We start from the raw sequence: 16,557 nt of genomic DNA on the forward strand, positions 1-16,557 counted from the left end.
TCAATGCGAAAGTATCATCGACCTGATTTGGTCTTGCTGGGAGCGATTTTAGCTCTGTTAGGGATAGGGTTTATCATGGTTTACAGCTCAAGTGCTGTCAGAGGGTTCATACAGTTTGACGATCCTTATCACTATCTCAAGATGGAAATAATGTGGGTAACGATGGGACTAGTAGCGATGTTCTTCAGTATGTGGGTTGATTTGCGCTGGTTGCGTCAATTTGCCAAGCCTGCCCTTTTTCTAGCAATAGCCTTACTTATAGCCGTTAAAATCCCGGGCATAGGTAGAAAGGTCAATGGTGCTGATCGTTGGATTGGGCTTGGACCTCTGTCAATCCAGCCCTCGGAAGTGATTAAGCTTTCTATGGTCTTGATGATGTCCCATTTACTAGCCTTTGATCCTCATAAGATCGAGTCGTTTCGCAAGGGGGTTCTACCTATCCTTGGTTTACTCGGGGTAATTGCGGGGCTTATCATGCTCCAGCCGGATCTAGGAACAACACTGGTTATTGCGGCTACGACGTTTTTTATGTTGATTGCGGCAGGCGCACGGGTTAGTCATCTTCTTGCCTTAGCAGGAACAGGGCTCGGCTTAGTCGTGGCAGCTATTGCCGCTGCGCCCTATCGCATGCGGCGTATCTTTGCTTTTTTAGATCCCTGGGCCGATCCGTTAGGAAACGGATACCAGACGATCCAGTCACTCTTAGCATTAGGTCCAGGAGGATTATTTGGCTTAGGGTTAGGGCAGAGTCGCCAGAAGTTTCTGTATTTGCCGGAAAACCACACGGACTTTATCTTTGCCATGATTGGAGAAGAACTGGGTTTTATCGGTGCTACCTTGATTATCCTACTCTTTTTCCTCTTCGCTTGGCGAGGGTTTCGGGTAGCAATGAGGGCTCCAGACGCGTTTACAGGTTTTCTGGCGGTGGGGCTAACGGCTATGGTGTCAATCCAAGCGATGATCAACATGGGCGTTGTGAGCGGGGTATTGCCAGTTACTGGGATCACCTTACCCTTTATAAGCTATGGGGGCACATCGCTCGTTTTTACAATGTTAGGGGTTGGAGTGCTCCTGAATATTTCCAAAGAAGTAAGGTGAACTCGAAGTGCGATGTTCGAGGTTCGAAGTTCGAGTGCATGTGGGTTTGTGGGGCTTGAGAGTGGAAGTCTTGGAAGTGGAGAAAGGGGTATATAGATAGTGCGTGTGATTTTGACTGGTGGTGGAACAGGGGGGCATATATATCCGGCCTTAGCCATTGCCAAAGGATTATTGGCGCGTGACGCTGAGACTCAAATTCTCTATGTGGGAATTAAGGATGGTATGGAAGCACGTTTAGTGCCAGAGGCTGGGATCGAGTTTGTGGGGGTTTCAGGAAAAGGGCTTCCTCGCAGGTTAAGCCCCGATACGATAAAAGTATTAGGTAAAAGTCTAAAGGCCCTCTGGGAAACAAAGACTATTTTACGACAGTTCCATCCAGATCTAGTCATAGGAACTGGAGGATATGTGTCAGGACCGGTTGTCTTGACAGCTTCTCTTTTCAATATTCCAACCTTGCTTCATGAACAAAACGCTTTACCTGGAATCACGAATCGAGTTTTAGCAAGGTTTGTTCGCCGAGTAATGGTTACGTTTCCCGAAAGTATTTCACATTTTGGCGCATTGAAAAAACTGGAGTTAGTGGGGCTTCCAGTTCGTGCGGAAATAGGAAAGGTCACTCGAGAGGTGGGCGCGAAGAAGTTTGGTTTACGCGCTGAGCGTTTGACCTTGCTAGTAACGGGTGGGAGCCGGGGTGCACTTACCATAAATAAGGCCATGATCACTGTCTTAGAGCATCTCGCCCAACGCACGGATATTCAGGTGATTTGGGCAACCGGTCAAATGACCTACTCCCAAACGATCGAAGAACTTCAAAAACGAGGAATTACGTGGCAACGTCCTGGTTGGCGTGTCTTAGAATATTTGAGCGATATGCCTGAAGCCTTGGCTTGTGCTGACCTCTACATAGGTCGGGCTGGTGCAGCTTCCTTAGCGGAGCTGATGGTGGCTGGCATTCCCAGTGTATTAATTCCCTATCCTTATGCTGCAGAGAATCATCAAGAACATAATGCCCAAGCGCTCGTTCAGGCTGGTGCTGCGCAAATCATCTTGGACTCAGAGTGTAATGGAGAACGGTTATGGAAAGAAGTGGATGGTCTGATTTCTCAACCAAAGCTTCTCGCTACAATGGGAGCCGCTGCACGAAAGCTTGCGCAACCTCAAGCTCTAACTAAAATCGTAGATCTTTGTAGGGAAATTGCTTGGCACTAGCTCGTGGTTCGATATTCGAGGTACGTGGTTCGAAAAGAGGAGAACGATAATGAAGTTTGTGGTTCGAGAAGGGAATAATTAAAGAACGAATATCGAGTGCGTCGTTCGAACTACGAATATCGAATATCGAACATCGAGAATGCTCACACCTTTTTACTCCGATGCATAGCATATGGCAGTAAACAAAGTAAAGGAGTGAGCGTGGTGTGGCCAAAACGTAAAATTCAACTGGTCGCTTCTTCTGCGGCTCCCGGAATTAAGGGGGTACGGGCCGTGTTGAAAGGGATTCAGCTAGAATGCTCTGAGTTAGAACCATCTGCGGAGGATTTACTTGAAGAACCTTCGGAATGCTGGATGGAGAAACCTTTCCCAGAGATGTGCAAGTCTGGTGAATGGCAGCCTGTGACAGAATTGGCATATTGGCCAGAGGCGTTGGAGCATGATTCCTGGAGAAAACGGGCACTTGCCCAAGGGATAAATCAATTACCTATACAATCCTTGATACATAATCTTCTGGAGGATGAACTCGTCTTATGGATTTCTGAACCGACGGTACTCATCGATGGACGTCCCTTGTTAGGACATATTTTAGAGATGGCTGGGTTTGAACCGACGATACTTTGGCCGAGGGCAGATGGAGAATGGCAATGTGAGCGGAAGCAAGGCTTACATTGGTTGATTCCAGAATCATGGTTGGAGGGACTTGTCGATAAAAGTAGATTAGGAAGAAGAGTGCAGCTTAGAGAAAATGAACAAACGACTTGGGTAGTCCGAGAAACTCAGGTTGATTTTTATCGCTGTACGAGGAGGCATTGTTATCTAGGTCATATGCCGCGTTGGCCAGAACCCTTAGAAGAACAAATGGCGTGTCAGACTATAGCTTTGTGTCTTGATATGGGGGTTTCTTGGCTGGATATTAGGTTGGCTCTGGACACTCTTTGGAAGACCACACGAATGGTGGATAACATGAGGTGGAAAATCAATGATTTTGGATGGAATAACGGGACGTGTGGAGAGAAAATATCCACTGAACCAATTGAGCACTTGGAAGATTGGTGGGCCCGCTGAGGTCGTATATTGGCCTGAAAATGCTAAGGATTTGTTAAGTGTCTGGCAACGTGCCAAAGAGGCTGAAATTCCTGTTTGGTTGATCGGACGAGGGTCTAATTTACTGTTGCCAGATGAAGGTCTTCCTGGAATAACGATGGTGACCACTGCATTGCGAGAGATTCATTGGGGTGATTACACTGTTCGAGTCGAAGCGGGGTACCCATTGGCCCGCTTGGCGCAAGAGGCGGGGGAACGAGGTTGGAGCGGTTTAGAGTTTGCACGGGGAATTCCTGGATCTATTGGCGGTGCAGTTATTATGAACGCCGGAGCCCATGGCTCTCAAATAGCTTCTCAAATCAGGAGTGTCACCGTACTGGAGATGGATGGCACGCTGAAAAGGTTAGAACGTGAAGAACTTAAATTTGCTTACCGTTTCTGTTCTTTACGGAACCAGGCTTGGGTGATTGAAGTCCAACTAGCATTTTCCAGAGGAGATCGGGAGCAAATTTTAAAGACCATGAAAGAAAACTTAGTCAAGAGATCAGCTAATCAACCCCTCGAGAAACCTAATGCGGGAAGTGTTTTTCGTAATCCTCCGGGTGATTCAGCCGGCCGATTAATTGAAGCTGCAGGTTGGAAGGGGAAAAGTATGGGTGGTGCTCAGGTTTCTGAGAAACATGCAAATTTTATCGTCAATACCGGTGAGGCCAAGTCGAAAGATGTACTTGCTTTAATAGAGGCTATTATGAAGGATGTTCGCAGCAAATATGGAATCACTTTGCAAACAGAAGTAGAGAGTATTTCCTCCGAAAATCTTGTGTTTGCAAAAGATTTAGAGAATTGACACCTGTGAAGAGGAGGTTGGATTATGGCGATGGATCGGTATGTCATCACCGGAAAACAACGGTTAGAAGGAAATATCCGGGTAAGTGGAGCGAAAAACTCTTCCCTTCCCTTATTGGCAGCAACCCTTCTAGCTGAGGGGTCGTCAGCCTTATTAGAAATACCGGATTTAGCAGATATTACTCATATGGTTGAGGTACTTGAGCATTTAGGATGCAAGGTTGTGCGTCAAAATGAGGCTTTACTTGTTAATGCTGGGGCTTTAGAGTCCTGTGATGTCGATGAAGGACTCATGCGCAAAATGCGTGCTTCAAATTTAATTTTAGGTCCACTATTGGCTCGGTATGGGCGGGTGAAAATCTCTAGACCTGGTGGTTGTGCCATAGGCTCACGTCCTATGGATCAACATATTAAGGGGCTTCAACAACTTGGTGTAAGAGTAAAAGAAAAACATGGCTATATCGAAGCTTGGGCGGATCGATTACAGGGGGCAGATGTTTACTTGGATGTCCCAAGTGTAGGGGCTACAGAAAATATTATGATGGCTGCAGTCTTAGCAAAAGGTGTAACGGTGATTCGCAATGCGGCACGTGAACCGGAAATTGTCGATTTACAACTATTTTTAAATAGAATGGGAGCAAAAGTACGCGGAGCAGGAATGGATGTCTTGAGAATCGACGGGGTAGATGCGCTCCACCCTGCAGAACATACTGTCATACCGGATCGGATCGAGGCGGGTACCCATATGATTGCTGCGGTCATGACCGAAGGAAATGTGCTGATCGAGAATGTAGTATCAGAACATCTGGAACCGGTAATCGCTAAATTACGCCAAGCAGGAGCCAGTATAACCCTGATGGATGAAGCAGTTCGTGTTCAACAACGGGGAAGAATTCAAAGTGTAGATCTTAAGACAATGCCCTATCCTGGATTTCCCACGGATATGCATCCACAGTTTATGGCGTTGCTTTCTTGTGCGGAAGGAACTAGTATCATTACTGAGACGATCTTTGAAAATCGTTTTCAGCATGTGGATGAGTTACGGCGTATGGGAGCTCAAATAACGGTTGAGGGGAGAACGGCAGTGATTCGTGGGGTGGAAACTCTAGAAGGTGCTTTCGTTGAGGCTACTGACCTCCGAGCTGGTGCAGCCCTTTTTCTGGCAGCACTCGCGGCAGAGGAAGCTACAGTCCTTGAAAAGGTAGATTTTATTGATCGTGGGTATGAAAGGCTAGAAGAGAAATATTGCCAATTAGGAGCCAAGGTTGTGCGTGTGTAATTGAAGTCAATCAGCGTCGAAGGTGTAAAAAAAAACTTATGACATATTTTGTCAATAAAAGTCTCCTAAAAAAGCATGACAGAATAGGACTGTATTCGTTATACTGGGACGAGGAGGAAAGCTAAAATGCAACCCAAGAAAATGAATACGTCCTTTCTCTATGTCGCAGGTTTGACGATGCTGCTTGCACTGGGTATGGTGCTCTTTGTGCGCTCGGGTGCCTTTGCAGTTAAACATGTCATTGTGCAGGGACTTAGTGTGATTTCTGAAAATGATATCTTAAAATTGGCGCATGGGATACAAGGACAAAACAGTTTGCTCTTCGATCAAAAGGCCTTAAGTCATAAAATTTCTTTACACCCGCTTGTTCAAAGCGTACATTTCCAGCGGAAGCTTCCCAACACTCTTATCATACAGGTGACAGAACGAACCCCGATTGCGTTGGTCGCGGTCCCGAACGGAGTCTTGGAGGTCGATAACGAAGGTATATTTCTACGACGATTGGAAAGTTGGCCCAAAATAGATTATCCTGTTATTAGTGGAATAACTCTTTCCGACACGGTAGGACCAGGTCAAAGTCTAGCGAATCCTCTGCTCACGGCTGCGCTTCGCTTACTGGGACAAGCTCCCCCCGAATTGCTTTTACAGATAGGAGAGCTGCATGTCAATGAAATACAACAAATGACCTTGTTCTTAACTAGTGGAGTAGAAGTTCGATTGGGACAAGCCAATGATTGGATCGATAAATTAAAGGCCTTATATCAACTTATTAGCGACAATGGGTATACATCGATTCAACAAGGGGTACGATACATAGATTTTACTGCGGTAAAGCCAGTGATTGGCCGCTAAATCAGGGAGGAAATGTAAAAATGTGGTTACCGCTCTTAGGCCTAGTATTAGGATTGGCGATTGGGTATGTCAGCCCGTTTTCGGTCCCTATTGAATATGCTAAATATTTATCCGTCGGAATCCTGGCAGCCTTGGATTCTGTCTTAGGAGGGATACGTTCTGCTCAAGAAGATCATTTTGATAGCGCCGTGTTCTTAACAGGATTTTTTAGTAATATGCTCCTTGCAGCCCTGTTAGCCTACGTGGGAGATCGTATCGGAGTGGATCTTTATTTAGCGGCTGTGGTGGCATTTGGGGTCCGTATATTCCAAAACTTAGGAAGCATTCGACGGCATCTTATAAAAAAATAAAGTGAGTTTAGCCTGAGATAATCTTATGGGAACTTTGTAAAAACTTTTTTTCAAATAGAGGGATAAAGCATTAACATATAGAATTTGTATCAGCGTATGTAATTTATCTTAATGAAATGTTTTATTTTTATGTTAATGGGCATGTTCAACACCGAAATTATTGGATTAGCAGTAGGGTAAGTTTAGGGCATCGTGGTTTTACAAATGCAGGTGCTTGGACGGCAAAGCCGAATATTAGAGACCTGATACTTTCCAAGGGATAGCAGGTTAGAATGAAGCGAGGGGGTTATAACCTAAATGCTGGAATTTGATACGGACTTAAACCAATTTGCAGAAATAAAGGTAATTGGTGTAGGTGGTGGTGGAAACAATGCGGTTAATCGTATGATTACCGCTGGATTACAAGGGGTGGATTTCGTAACAGTCAATACAGACTCACAAGCCTTACAGCTTTCCCGCGCGGGTCAAAAGGTACAAATCGGGATAAAGCTGACTAAAGGACTTGGAGCTGGCGCTAATCCGGAGATTGGAGCTAAAGCAGCGGAAGAAAGTCGCGAAGAACTCGCTAAGGTGCTCAAAGGGGCGGATATGGTCTTCGTTACGGCTGGGATGGGAGGCGGAACAGGTACTGGTGCGGCTCCTATTGTAGCAGAAGTGGCCAAAGAAATGGGTGCGTTAACGGTAGGGGTGGTTACACGGCCATTTACCTTTGAAGGCCGTAAGCGAGCTATGCAGGCTGAAAAAGGGATTGCTGAACTCAAAAGTAAAGTGGATACACTGATTACTATCCCGAATGATCGTTTACTGCAAGTAGTGGACAAGCATACAACGATTCATGAGGCGTTTCGGATTGCTGATGATGTCCTGAGGCAAGGGGTACAGGGTATTTCTGATCTAATCGCGGTTCCTGGACTGATTAATTTAGATTTCGCGGATGTTAAAACTATTATGTCCAATACAGGTTCTGCACTCATGGGTATTGGTCAGGCAACTGGAGAAAATCGTGCTGCAGATGCAGCTCGAAAAGCAATTTCCAGTCCCTTGCTAGAGACTTCGATTGAGGGAGCTAAAGGTGTGCTCCTGAACATTACCGGTGGGACTAATTTAACGCTCTTTGAAGTGAACGAAGCAGCTGGAATTATCGCGGAAGCAGCAGATCCTGAAGCCAATATTATTTTTGGAGCAGTCATTGATGAGAATCTTAAGGAAGAAATAAGGGTCACCGTGATTGCTACTGGATTTGACCAGCATTGGGCTGGATTTGGAGTAGCCCCAGGAAAAGTTCAGGAGAACATTATTAAGACAGTTTCCAAGGAAAGTGACGTTGATATCCCCGAGTTCCTGCGGCGCAGACGTTAATTAAAAGCAAGTATGCAAACGGTTAAATCAATTTACCAAAGTTTAATAACCCCCACTTCTAGAAGTGGGGGTTATTAAACTTACAAAAGCGGGCAGATCATTCGGAAGAGCTGCCCGCTTTATTTATGATGCATTCTTGCTACCAATCAAAACGTTGAATAACACGGTGTAATTGAGACGAAGTTTTAGCTAATTCTGCAGAAATGGCGGCTATTTCCTGGGTCGAATCCATTTGCTGTTCTACAGTCGTTGCCGCTTGAGTTGCCCCTTCAGCAAATTGAGTGGCTATCGACGTAGCTTGCCTTTGAGCTTCGGCTAAGAGTTGACTCTGAGTTAGCAATCGATCGGCATTTTGGAGGTTTTCGTCGACTTTAATCGAGGTAGCATTAATCACTTCGTCTAGAGAGGTGATTGCTTTTCCAGCCTTTTCAATCACCTCTTTGCCATGATTAACCTCACCCATTCCTTGACTAATGTTTTCAACCGTTGTTTTGACCATCCCTTGAACATTAGAAATCAATTCCATAATTTGATGAGAAGAATGAGCTGAACTGTCCGCAAGCTTTCTGACTTCATCTGCAACGACGGCGAACCCTCTGCCATGTTCTCCAGCCCGGGCAGCTTCGATAGCTGCATTTAAGGCCAATAGATTGGTTTGAGCGGAGATTCCGTTGATAACTGAGATGATATCCCCGATCTTTTGTGCCTGCTCGGCTAAATCCAGAATCGAATGATGGGCTTGCTCGGTAACCTGATAAATAACGCCCATCTCCCGAATTGCTTCTTTGACCGCTAAGCTGCCATCATGACTCGTGGCTTTAGCGGATGTTGCTAAGGAAAGGACTTGCTGAGTACTGGTTAAGATACTTTGAGAAGCGGATTGGATTTCATCCACTTGTTTTTGGGACATCTTCATTCCTTGAATTTGTTCAGTAGCTCCAGCGCTAAACTGTTCTAATGTGGCTGCTATTGTTTCTTGATTTTCCACTAAAGTGTGAGTATGGGTGGCTTGAGTTTGACTCATATCCTGAACTCGCTCGGAAAAAGAAGCCAGATCCGTGATGATTGATTTCATGCCGAGAGATACCTTGTTAACTTCATAAGATAAGTTACCCAATTCATCGTCTGTATGCGCTTTGGCTAGAAGTTTCAAATTCCCTTTGGCGATCGCCTTAGTCACTTTAAAGGTTTCGTTAAGAGCAGTCTTAAATTTATTCTTTAGCCAGACACTATAAAGAGTTTGTACCCCTAGAGCGATCAGCGAAGAGATAATAGAAACTGTTGAAAAGGAGCTTAAAATAACCCAGGCTCCACCGAGAAAAAGAAGGGGAAGTATTCCTGTAAACAACTGCTTGGATAGTTGAAGCTTTTGAAGAGGAATACCTAAACGCACAGTATAAAGATGCTGTCCTTTGATGAAAATTGGACTTGCAGCGTCCAGTAAAACTTCACCTGTATTACGATGGTAAATCTGAGTAATGGATTGAGTACATTGAGCAGCTTTGAGCTCAATCTCATTGTTAAAGTAAATACCTTCCCGTAAACGATTCGAGTGAACTAACGCCAGTCCGTTTAAGTCACAAAGCACTAAGAATTCATGGGGTCCGAGGTTGCGATCGATTGCTTCTCTGATGGGTTTATCGGCACTTGTTAAATCCTCATATTGATCTAGGATGCCCTGCAACTCTTTGGCGATGTGAGAAATGGTTTCTAAGCCACGTTTCTGCTGAGTATAACTTACTTTTTGAGTTATAGCCATGATCCTCTACCACCTTTATGTATTATGTATTATGGGAATGCGAAAATGAAAGGAAGGAGATTTGTGGAAAGAAGTACTCTCTCCAAATTGTAGATGAGGGAGGTAATTTACAATAACACGAGCTCAATATTTTTACAATTAAAATTGTTTTATAAGCGCATCGATGTATGTAGAGCCAACCAATGCTTCGTTTGAGCGTCATGGAAAAGAGCGAATTGGCTATCTCTGGTCAAACCACAAAACGGATTAATTGTGAAGGGCGCTTTAGTAATCCCAGCCAATATGGCAAAGGAGTTAGAGTTTGATGTCGTGATCGTTTATGGTGTGGTGAAGGATGATTAGAGTGCCTAAGTGAAGGTGAGTTTGCATATCCTGTCGACCTATATGTTTCTCGGAGAAAAATCTACACCACTCGCATTGGTTTTCCTAAAAAATTCCATTTCGCCCCCCTGAAAGCGACAGGTTTTATTAGCTTCTTTAGATATAATTTTTACAGAAGTGTTAGAAAGGGTGTACCAGATGGACGTAGCAGAGACTTATCTCGATCTGGATATTCTCATTAACGGGGGAATGGACACTCTGCTTCTTATCCTGATTGGTAGGCTCATTCGTTTTCCAATCCGACCGTACAGAATCTTGGTTGCGACTATACTAGGTGAGATTCCAGTGGTTTTAGCCTGTTATTCTGTAGCTCCGTGGACCACATTAAGCAAATGGGTTATTCCCTTTCTTATGGTTGGGGTTGCTTTCCCAACCAGGAAATTGAGGGGATTTCTCAAAGCGCTGATAGGGTTTTGGCTTCTTTCTGCAGGTCTTGGTGGATTTGTGTATGCCTTATGGGGGTGGTTTAATTTTGAGGATGGATTGGGTCGTGAGCGCTTAACTCTGGTTTTAAGCAATTTGTGGATTCTTCCGTTAGCGGCAGTGATGTGGTGGTTATTACAGCTTGTTTGGCAGAGATGGCAGGACAGAAACTCCTTACTAAATCAAATTATCTACGATTTGGAAATCAGGTTTGGCGGTGATGAACGTGAAGTAGTGCGCATTAAAGCGTTAATGGACACTGGAAATCATTTGCGAGATCCAATGACTGGCCACCCGGTTATTCTACTTGAAGAGGAGGTCGCAGCAAGTGCGATGCCCGATAATTTGAGGGCATTTCTAAAGGTCCCTTGGCAAGACGTCGAAAACCCTCGGCCTTTAGTTTGGCAAAGTAATCCTGATCTAATAAAACAGATTGTTTTCATCCCCTTTCAAACAATTGATCGCCAAAGTTGGCTTCTTGGTATTAGACCTGAGGGCGTAACATGTTACGAAAAAAAGAAATCCCGACAAATCCAGGCAACCGTGGCACTCGTCAAACAAGTCTTAAGTTCAGAGGGTGAATATCAAGCGTTACTACACCCAGAACATGTGCAGAAAGGTGGAGATAGTTAGATGAAGTGGTGGAGTAATGTTCAAGATAGGGTTAGACGGCTTTGGTTCCTGCTTCTTCAGAAGGTCTGTGGAGTTAGTGGGATTTATTATGTTGGAAGCAGTGAAGCTCTCCCACCACCACTTAACTCGGATGAAGAAGGGGTCCTCTTGGAGCGACTGGAAATGGGGGACTTCTCCATCAGGGATATTTTAATCGAACGCAACCTTCGTCTTGTCGTTTATATTGCTCGGAAATTCGAAAATACGGGAATCGGAATTGAAGACCTTGTTTCGATCGGCACAATTGGACTCATTAAAGCAGTCAATACGTTTGATCCTCAAAAGAAAATAAAACTTGCAACTTACGCCTCGCGATGTATTGAAAATGAAATATTAATGTATCTTAGACGAAACAATAAGACACGTTCCGAAGTATCATTTGATGAACCCTTAAATATTGATTGGGATGGCAACGAATTACTGTTATCCGATGTTTTGGGTACAGAGAATGACATTATCTCAAAACCCATCGAAGAGCAGGTAGATCGCCAATTGTTGCATTTAGCGATGGGTAGACTTACAAATCGAGAAAAAGTGATTATGGAATTAAGGTTTGGTTTGGATGATGGGGTGGAAAAAACTCAAAAAGAAGTAGCCGACCGCTTGGGGATCTCGCAGTCTTATATTTCGCGGCTCGAGAAGAGGATTATTCGCAGATTGCGTAAAGAATTTTGCCGATTGGAATAACCTAAACTGTGTTAGGGTATACTTCCCAACAGAATTGGCTGGGAGGTGCTCTTAGATTGGCATTAAATAAAGTTGAGATTTGTGGAGTAAACACCTCGAAGTTGCCCGTGTTATCCAGCGTAAAAATGAAAGAGTTGTTTGTGATCTATCAAGCTGGAAATCGCAGCGCGCGGGACAAACTTATCCATGGAAACCTCCGTCTTGTTCTCAGTGTGATTCAACGGTTTACGAATCGTGGAGAATATGTGGATGACCTTTTCCAAGTAGGCTGCATCGGGTTGATGAAAGCGATTGACAATTTTGACCTTGGACAGAATGTTAAGTTCTCCACCTATGCGGTTCCCATGATCATCGGGGAAATTCGCCGTTATCTAAGAGATAACAATCCAATACGTGTGAGTCGGTCCCTGCGGGATATTGCCTATAAGGCACTTCAAGTTCGTGACCAGTTGGTTAGTGAGCGCTCCTGCGAACCAACTGTGGCAGAGATCGCCCATAAGCTTTCGCTACCAAGAGAAGACGTTGTTTTTGCCTTAGATGCTATCCAGGAACCGATCTCTTTGTTTGAGCCCATCTATCATGACGGAGGAGATCCGATTTTTGTCATGGATCAAATAGGAGACGATAAGCAGTCGGATACTGGTTGGGTAGAAGGGCTTGCCGTGCGGGAAGCTTTGCGACGTTTAAGTGAACGAGAAAAATTGATCTTATCACTGCGCTTTTTTCAGGGTAAAACTCAGATGGAAGTCGCGGATGAGATCGGAATTTCTCAGGCTCAGGTTTCTCGCCTTGAGAAAGCCGCCATGGTACACATGCGCAAGTATGTTTAGGCGAGGCACGAGGCACGAAGCGCGATGCGTGATTATAGTGTGTTCAGTATTCTAATATCGAGCCTTGTAGCTCGATTAGAGCATCTGCGATGCGTCAGAGGTGATATATAATATTCGCGCCTCGAACATCGCGCCTCGCATTAGGGCTATTTTGAAACCTTCCCTCATAGGATTAGATATACGATGCACGAGGGGCGGGGTTCAATATTCGAACCTCGAACCTCAAACATCGAACCTCGATCAGGGGGGGATGTAACAATGCGTGTCTCAGATTTACGAATGTTGGATATTGTGAATGTTAAGGATGGACGAAGGCTTGGGCCAATTAAGGACCTAGATCTGGATCTGGAACGGGGCGTTGTCAAAGGAATTGTTGTGCCGGGACCCTCGAAAAGCTGGGGACTCTTTGGCGGTGGCAAGACGGAAGATTACTTTATCCCATGGGATCGCGTAAAGAAGATTGGGGTGGATGTCATTTTAGTCGATGTCAATGATTTGCCTGAATTTAATATTGAAAACGAAGAGCGTCGCTAGACCGTCGCAAACGTTACTTAGATTTGAAGCATAATTCGCTTGTTCTTTTCGAGAACAGGGGCTTTATGCTTGTTTACTTATTTAACATACTAAAGATATATACCCCTATTCATAGGTACAAGTATCTTATGAATAGGACTTTTGGCAGGTTTGTTCTCAGGCAAATTAAATGATATATTTGTACTAGTATGGATAATTTCTAAATTTTTCTTATATAAACAAAGGAGTTAGAGGATGAACTGGAAGTGGCTTCGTGAAGGTAATTTAACCTACCTAACCCTGCCGAAATGGCAAGCAGAAGGAATAAATCTGGGTTTTTCGACTCGTGTTGGGGGAGCAGGCCAAGTTCCATACGATACTTTCAATTTAGGACTTCATGTGGGGGATGATCCTGTAGCAGTTCTGGAAAATCGAGGGCATTGGATAGGACATTGGAAAGTTCCTTGGTCAAGTGTTGTTGTGGGCGAACAAGTTCATGGCACAAATGTGTTATGGGTTCATGAGGAAGATGGAGGGCGTGGCGTTCGAGAATTAGAAACGGCGATTCCTGGAGTGGATGGATTATTGACACAGCAGACGCTTGGACTAATGGCTTTTTTTGCCGATTGTGTCCCTCTCTATTTCTATTACCCGGATCTTAAGGCAGTAGGAATTGCGCACGCTGGTTGGAAAGGCACTGCTCAAAAGATCGGACAGAAGGTCATAGAACGCTTTGAAGAAGCGGGTGGGCGTACTGAAAATGCTTGGCTGGCGATCGGGCCGAGCATCGGTCCATGCTGTTATTCAGTGGATGAGAGGGTTGCTGAGCAGTTTCGCTCGAATTACCACAAAACACCGTTTCTTCATCCGCAAGAAGACGGACATTACCTGCTTGACCTGTGGGAGGCTAATCGAGGATTGTTTTTGGAAAAAGGGGTTCGCCCGGAGAACATAGATGTCGCTGCCATCTGCACCGCAGACAATACTGAATGGTTTTTTTCTCATCGTCGAGATGGCGCTCGGACAGGTCGGATGGCAGGCTGGATCAGTATACGAGGCGCGATGCTCGAGGCCGGAGGCACGAGCGGTACGGAATATTCGAACATCGAGCATCGAGTCTCGAGCTTCGATTAAGGGGTGTGTCGGTGGCGACAATTTTAGTGGTAGATGATGAGGAGCCAATTCAAGAACTGCTGAGATTTAATTTAGAAAAGGAAGGTTATCTAGTCCGTGTCGCAAAGGATGGGAAAGAGGCCTTAGATCGTGTGGCGAAGGAACAACCCGACCTGATTGTGCTTGATCTTATGTTGCCAGGAATGGATGGCCTAGAGGTTTGCAAAAGGCTCAAACTAACTCCTAGCTTTCAACAAATACCGATCATTATGTTAACCGCTAAAGGAGAGGTCATTGATAAGGTGTTAGGACTTGAGCTAGGTGCAGATGATTATATGACTAAACCCTTCAGTCCCCGGGAATTAATAGCCCGCATTAAAGCTCGTTTGCGTCGTCTGAACCCGAAGGAAGAGACGGATGATCGGATTATTCGAGGGGAATTACAGATCGACGTTAAGGGATTTCGTGTCCATGTGCGTGGACAGGAAACTGAGTTAACACCCAAAGAATTCGAATTACTCCGCGTGCTTGTAGCTCATTCTGGTAAGGTATACTCTAGGGATGAACTTCTGGAACGGGTTTGGGGATATGAATATGACGGGGATACTCGGACGGTTGATGTCCACGTACGCCACCTGCGTCTAAAAATTGAAAGGGATCCTTCCAATCCCGAGTATATTGAGACATTGCGCGGGATTGGCTACCGCTTTAAAGGATAAACAGAGATGAGTATTAAATGGCGATTAACCGGACTGTTTTTTGGAATGACAGCCCTTTCCCTACTTTTGTTTTGGGTGGGAGAGAGCGTGAGGCTAGTTTCTGCCGAACAACGCCTTGATATAGGAGTAGTGTTTCTTGCCTTAGCTCTTCCCACGGGGGTAGTTTACTTCTACTCTAGCAAACTTTCTCGTCGAATGGAGAAACTTCACTTCGCCACCCAGCGAATAGCTAGGGGAGATTTTGAGCCCATCTATTTAACGGATTCAACGGATGAACTTCGACAATTTACAGTGGAACTAAACAACCTTTCCCGGCACGTCGAGAAAATTGTACTCAATGGGACACAAGAAGCACACAAAATGGAAGCAATTCTGGCGGGTATGCAAGAGGGTGTTGTGGCTGTAGATCACATAGGGCGAGTCGTTTTAGTGAATGCTGCTGCAGAGAAAATTTTTGAACGACGAGGAATGGATCGTGAATTGGAGTATTTATTAGAGCTGACTTATGATTCGGAATTGGAACATCTAATTCGCAAGGTACTTTCAGGGCAGCCTTCTGCTACAAGAGAAACTCAGATTGCTCAAAGAACGGTCCAAAGCCAGATTAGCCCAATTTTGGGCGAGCGAGGCCAACCACGTGGTGCGGTTATTGTAATCCATGATGTCACAGAACTGCGCCGACTTGAGCAAATGCGAACAGACTTTGTTGCTAATGTATCTCATGAATTAAGAACTCCGCTGACCTCCATTAAGGGCTTTGTAGAAACTCTTCTTGACGGTGCTGCTGATGACCCATCCTTACGTGACCGATTTCTGAACATAATCCAAGCAGAAACCTTGCGTTTGCAGCGCCTTATCGAAGATCTGTTAACCTTGGCCCATTTTGAAGGACGAGATAATCGGGCGAGTGCAAGTTCTGACAAAAGAGGCTATGTTCAAAATGCCTATGAAAAAGTTAAACCAGTGATCCAAAGTTTCGCTGAGGCGAAAGGAATTAAAGTAGAGGTTATTCTTCCGGAAAATTTACCGCCTGTGTTAATAGGAGAAGACTTACTCAGTCAGCTACTTTTAAACCTTTTAGAAAATGCGGTTAAATATACATCCGAGGGGCGTGTCTGGTTACATGCTCAAGTGGGGCTGAAAGAAATCCACCTTGAATTTGGAGATACGGGCTGTGGCATACCAGAGGATATTTTGCCACGGATCTTTGAGCGTTTCTATCGAGTCGATAAGGCTCGTTCACGTGAACAAGGAGGAACGGGGCTTGGGCTAAGTATTGTAAAGCATATGGTGGAAGGCATAGGTGGTAAAATTAGCGTTGATTCTCAACTGGGGCTCGGAACCGTTTTTACTTGTGATTTGCCAAAGGCTATATCGTAAGTTAATAGTTCGTAGTTCGCATCGAATATCGAACATCGAA

General features: G+C 44.9%; 16 protein-coding genes. 15 read left to right on the plus strand and 1 reads right to left on the minus strand.

The genetic code is table 11. The features are described 5' to 3' along the window. Positions 1-3 precede the first annotated feature (3 nt). The 8 genes from spoVE (at position 4) to ftsZ (ending at position 8,040) form a co-directional block, all read left to right on the plus strand. On the plus strand, positions 4-1,098 hold the full coding sequence (gene spoVE, locus JL57_RS29985) for a stage V sporulation protein E (RefSeq protein WP_034145543.1): 1,095 nt from the start codon (positions 4-6) through the stop codon (positions 1,096-1,098). A 99-nt stretch (positions 1,099-1,197) separates the two neighbouring features. Further along, a complete protein-coding gene (gene murG, locus JL57_RS29990) occupies positions 1,198-2,307 on the plus strand; it encodes an undecaprenyldiphospho-muramoylpentapeptide beta-N-acetylglucosaminyltransferase (RefSeq protein WP_034145544.1) in 1,110 nt (369 codons plus the stop codon). Positions 2,308-2,511: 204 nt separating this feature from the next. Continuing rightward, positions 2,512-3,375 (plus strand): hypothetical protein, encoded by an 864-nt coding sequence (locus JL57_RS29995; RefSeq protein ID WP_291300771.1) that lies wholly within the window; start codon positions 2,512-2,514, stop codon positions 3,373-3,375. Next, positions 3,290-4,201: a UDP-N-acetylmuramate dehydrogenase gene (gene murB / locus JL57_RS30000; RefSeq protein WP_291300772.1), complete on the plus strand. Its 912-nt coding sequence runs from the start codon at positions 3,290-3,292 to the stop codon at positions 4,199-4,201. The genes JL57_RS29995 and murB overlap by 86 nt, the downstream gene beginning before the upstream one ends. Before the next feature lie 24 nt (positions 4,202-4,225). Then, on the plus strand, positions 4,226-5,479 hold the full coding sequence (gene murA, locus JL57_RS30005) for a UDP-N-acetylglucosamine 1-carboxyvinyltransferase (RefSeq protein WP_034145546.1): 1,254 nt from the start codon (positions 4,226-4,228) through the stop codon (positions 5,477-5,479). A gap of 126 nt (positions 5,480-5,605) precedes the next feature. After that, positions 5,606-6,331 carry a cell division protein FtsQ/DivIB gene (locus tag JL57_RS30010; RefSeq protein WP_034145547.1) on the plus strand — a complete coding sequence of 242 codons (726 nt, stop codon included), beginning with the start codon at positions 5,606-5,608 and terminating at the stop codon, positions 6,329-6,331. 20 nt (positions 6,332-6,351) lie between these two features. Continuing rightward, positions 6,352-6,681, plus strand: coding sequence for a small basic family protein (locus JL57_RS30015; protein WP_034145548.1), 330 nt, complete (start codon positions 6,352-6,354; stop codon positions 6,679-6,681). A gap of 297 nt (positions 6,682-6,978) precedes the next feature. Continuing rightward, complete coding sequence (gene ftsZ / locus JL57_RS30020; RefSeq protein ID WP_034145549.1) at positions 6,979-8,040, plus strand: cell division protein FtsZ; 1,062 nt, start codon at positions 6,979-6,981, stop codon at positions 8,038-8,040. Positions 8,041-8,179: 139 nt separating this feature from the next. Here the strand turns inward: ftsZ and JL57_RS30025 are convergent, their stop codons facing one another. Next, positions 8,180-9,799 carry a methyl-accepting chemotaxis protein gene (locus JL57_RS30025; protein ID WP_034145550.1) on the minus strand — a complete coding sequence of 540 codons (1,620 nt, stop codon included), beginning with the start codon at positions 9,797-9,799 and terminating at the stop codon, positions 8,180-8,182. 519 nt (positions 9,800-10,318) lie between these two features. Between JL57_RS30025 and JL57_RS30030 the strand changes: the two genes are divergently transcribed. The 7 genes from JL57_RS30030 (at position 10,319) to JL57_RS30060 (ending at position 16,517) form a co-directional block, all read left to right on the plus strand. Next, the gene (locus tag JL57_RS30030; protein ID WP_034145551.1) at positions 10,319-11,236 is read left to right on the plus strand and encodes a sigma-E processing peptidase SpoIIGA; all 918 of its coding nucleotides are present in this window, start codon (positions 10,319-10,321) and stop codon (positions 11,234-11,236) included. Continuing rightward, positions 11,237-11,962: an RNA polymerase sporulation sigma factor SigE gene (sigE, locus tag JL57_RS30035; RefSeq protein WP_034145552.1), complete on the plus strand. Its 726-nt coding sequence runs from the start codon at positions 11,237-11,239 to the stop codon at positions 11,960-11,962. Between the two features lie 56 nt (positions 11,963-12,018). After that, entirely contained in the window at positions 12,019-12,792 is a 774-nt protein-coding gene (gene sigG, locus JL57_RS30040; protein ID WP_034145553.1) for an RNA polymerase sporulation sigma factor SigG, read from the plus strand. Positions 12,793-13,050: 258 nt separating this feature from the next. Next, the gene (locus JL57_RS30045) at positions 13,051-13,326 is read left to right on the plus strand and encodes a YlmC/YmxH family sporulation protein (RefSeq protein WP_034145554.1); all 276 of its coding nucleotides are present in this window, start codon (positions 13,051-13,053) and stop codon (positions 13,324-13,326) included. 234 nt (positions 13,327-13,560) lie between these two features. Continuing rightward, on the plus strand, positions 13,561-14,439 hold the full coding sequence (gene pgeF, locus JL57_RS30050; RefSeq protein ID WP_045690891.1) for a peptidoglycan editing factor PgeF: 879 nt from the start codon (positions 13,561-13,563) through the stop codon (positions 14,437-14,439). Between the two features lie 11 nt (positions 14,440-14,450). Continuing rightward, on the plus strand, positions 14,451-15,137 hold the full coding sequence (locus tag JL57_RS30055) for a response regulator transcription factor (RefSeq protein ID WP_034145555.1): 687 nt from the start codon (positions 14,451-14,453) through the stop codon (positions 15,135-15,137). Positions 15,138-15,143: 6 nt separating this feature from the next. Continuing rightward, positions 15,144-16,517: a HAMP domain-containing sensor histidine kinase gene (locus tag JL57_RS30060; protein WP_034145556.1), complete on the plus strand. Its 1,374-nt coding sequence runs from the start codon at positions 15,144-15,146 to the stop codon at positions 16,515-16,517. Positions 16,518-16,557 lie beyond the last annotated feature (40 nt).

The sequence above is a fragment of the Desulfosporosinus sp. BICA1-9 genome, assembly GCF_000802135.1.

What these genes read in the sequence shown, in the direction of transcription:
- spoVE (WP_034145543.1), top strand. Translation starts at nt 4, where the DNA reads ATGCGAAAGTATCATCGACCTGATTTGGTCTTGCTGGGAGCGATTTTA.
- murB (WP_291300772.1), top strand. Translation starts at nt 3,290, where the DNA reads ATGATTTTGGATGGAATAACGGGACGTGTGGAGAGAAAATATCCACTG.
- murA (WP_034145546.1), top strand. Translation starts at nt 4,226, where the DNA reads ATGGCGATGGATCGGTATGTCATCACCGGAAAACAACGGTTAGAAGGA.
- JL57_RS30010 (WP_034145547.1), top strand. Translation starts at nt 5,606, where the DNA reads ATGCAACCCAAGAAAATGAATACGTCCTTTCTCTATGTCGCAGGTTTG.
- JL57_RS30015 (WP_034145548.1), top strand. Translation starts at nt 6,352, where the DNA reads ATGTGGTTACCGCTCTTAGGCCTAGTATTAGGATTGGCGATTGGGTAT.
- ftsZ (WP_034145549.1), top strand. Translation starts at nt 6,979, where the DNA reads ATGCTGGAATTTGATACGGACTTAAACCAATTTGCAGAAATAAAGGTA.
- JL57_RS30025 (WP_034145550.1), bottom strand. Translation starts at nt 9,799, where the DNA reads ATGGCTATAACTCAAAAAGTAAGTTATACTCAGCAGAAACGTGGCTTA.
- JL57_RS30030 (WP_034145551.1), top strand. Translation starts at nt 10,319, where the DNA reads ATGGACGTAGCAGAGACTTATCTCGATCTGGATATTCTCATTAACGGG.
- sigE (WP_034145552.1), top strand. Translation starts at nt 11,237, where the DNA reads ATGAAGTGGTGGAGTAATGTTCAAGATAGGGTTAGACGGCTTTGGTTC.
- JL57_RS30045 (WP_034145554.1), top strand. Translation starts at nt 13,051, where the DNA reads ATGCGTGTCTCAGATTTACGAATGTTGGATATTGTGAATGTTAAGGAT.
- pgeF (WP_045690891.1), top strand. Translation starts at nt 13,561, where the DNA reads ATGAACTGGAAGTGGCTTCGTGAAGGTAATTTAACCTACCTAACCCTG.
- JL57_RS30060 (WP_034145556.1), top strand. Translation starts at nt 15,144, where the DNA reads ATGAGTATTAAATGGCGATTAACCGGACTGTTTTTTGGAATGACAGCC.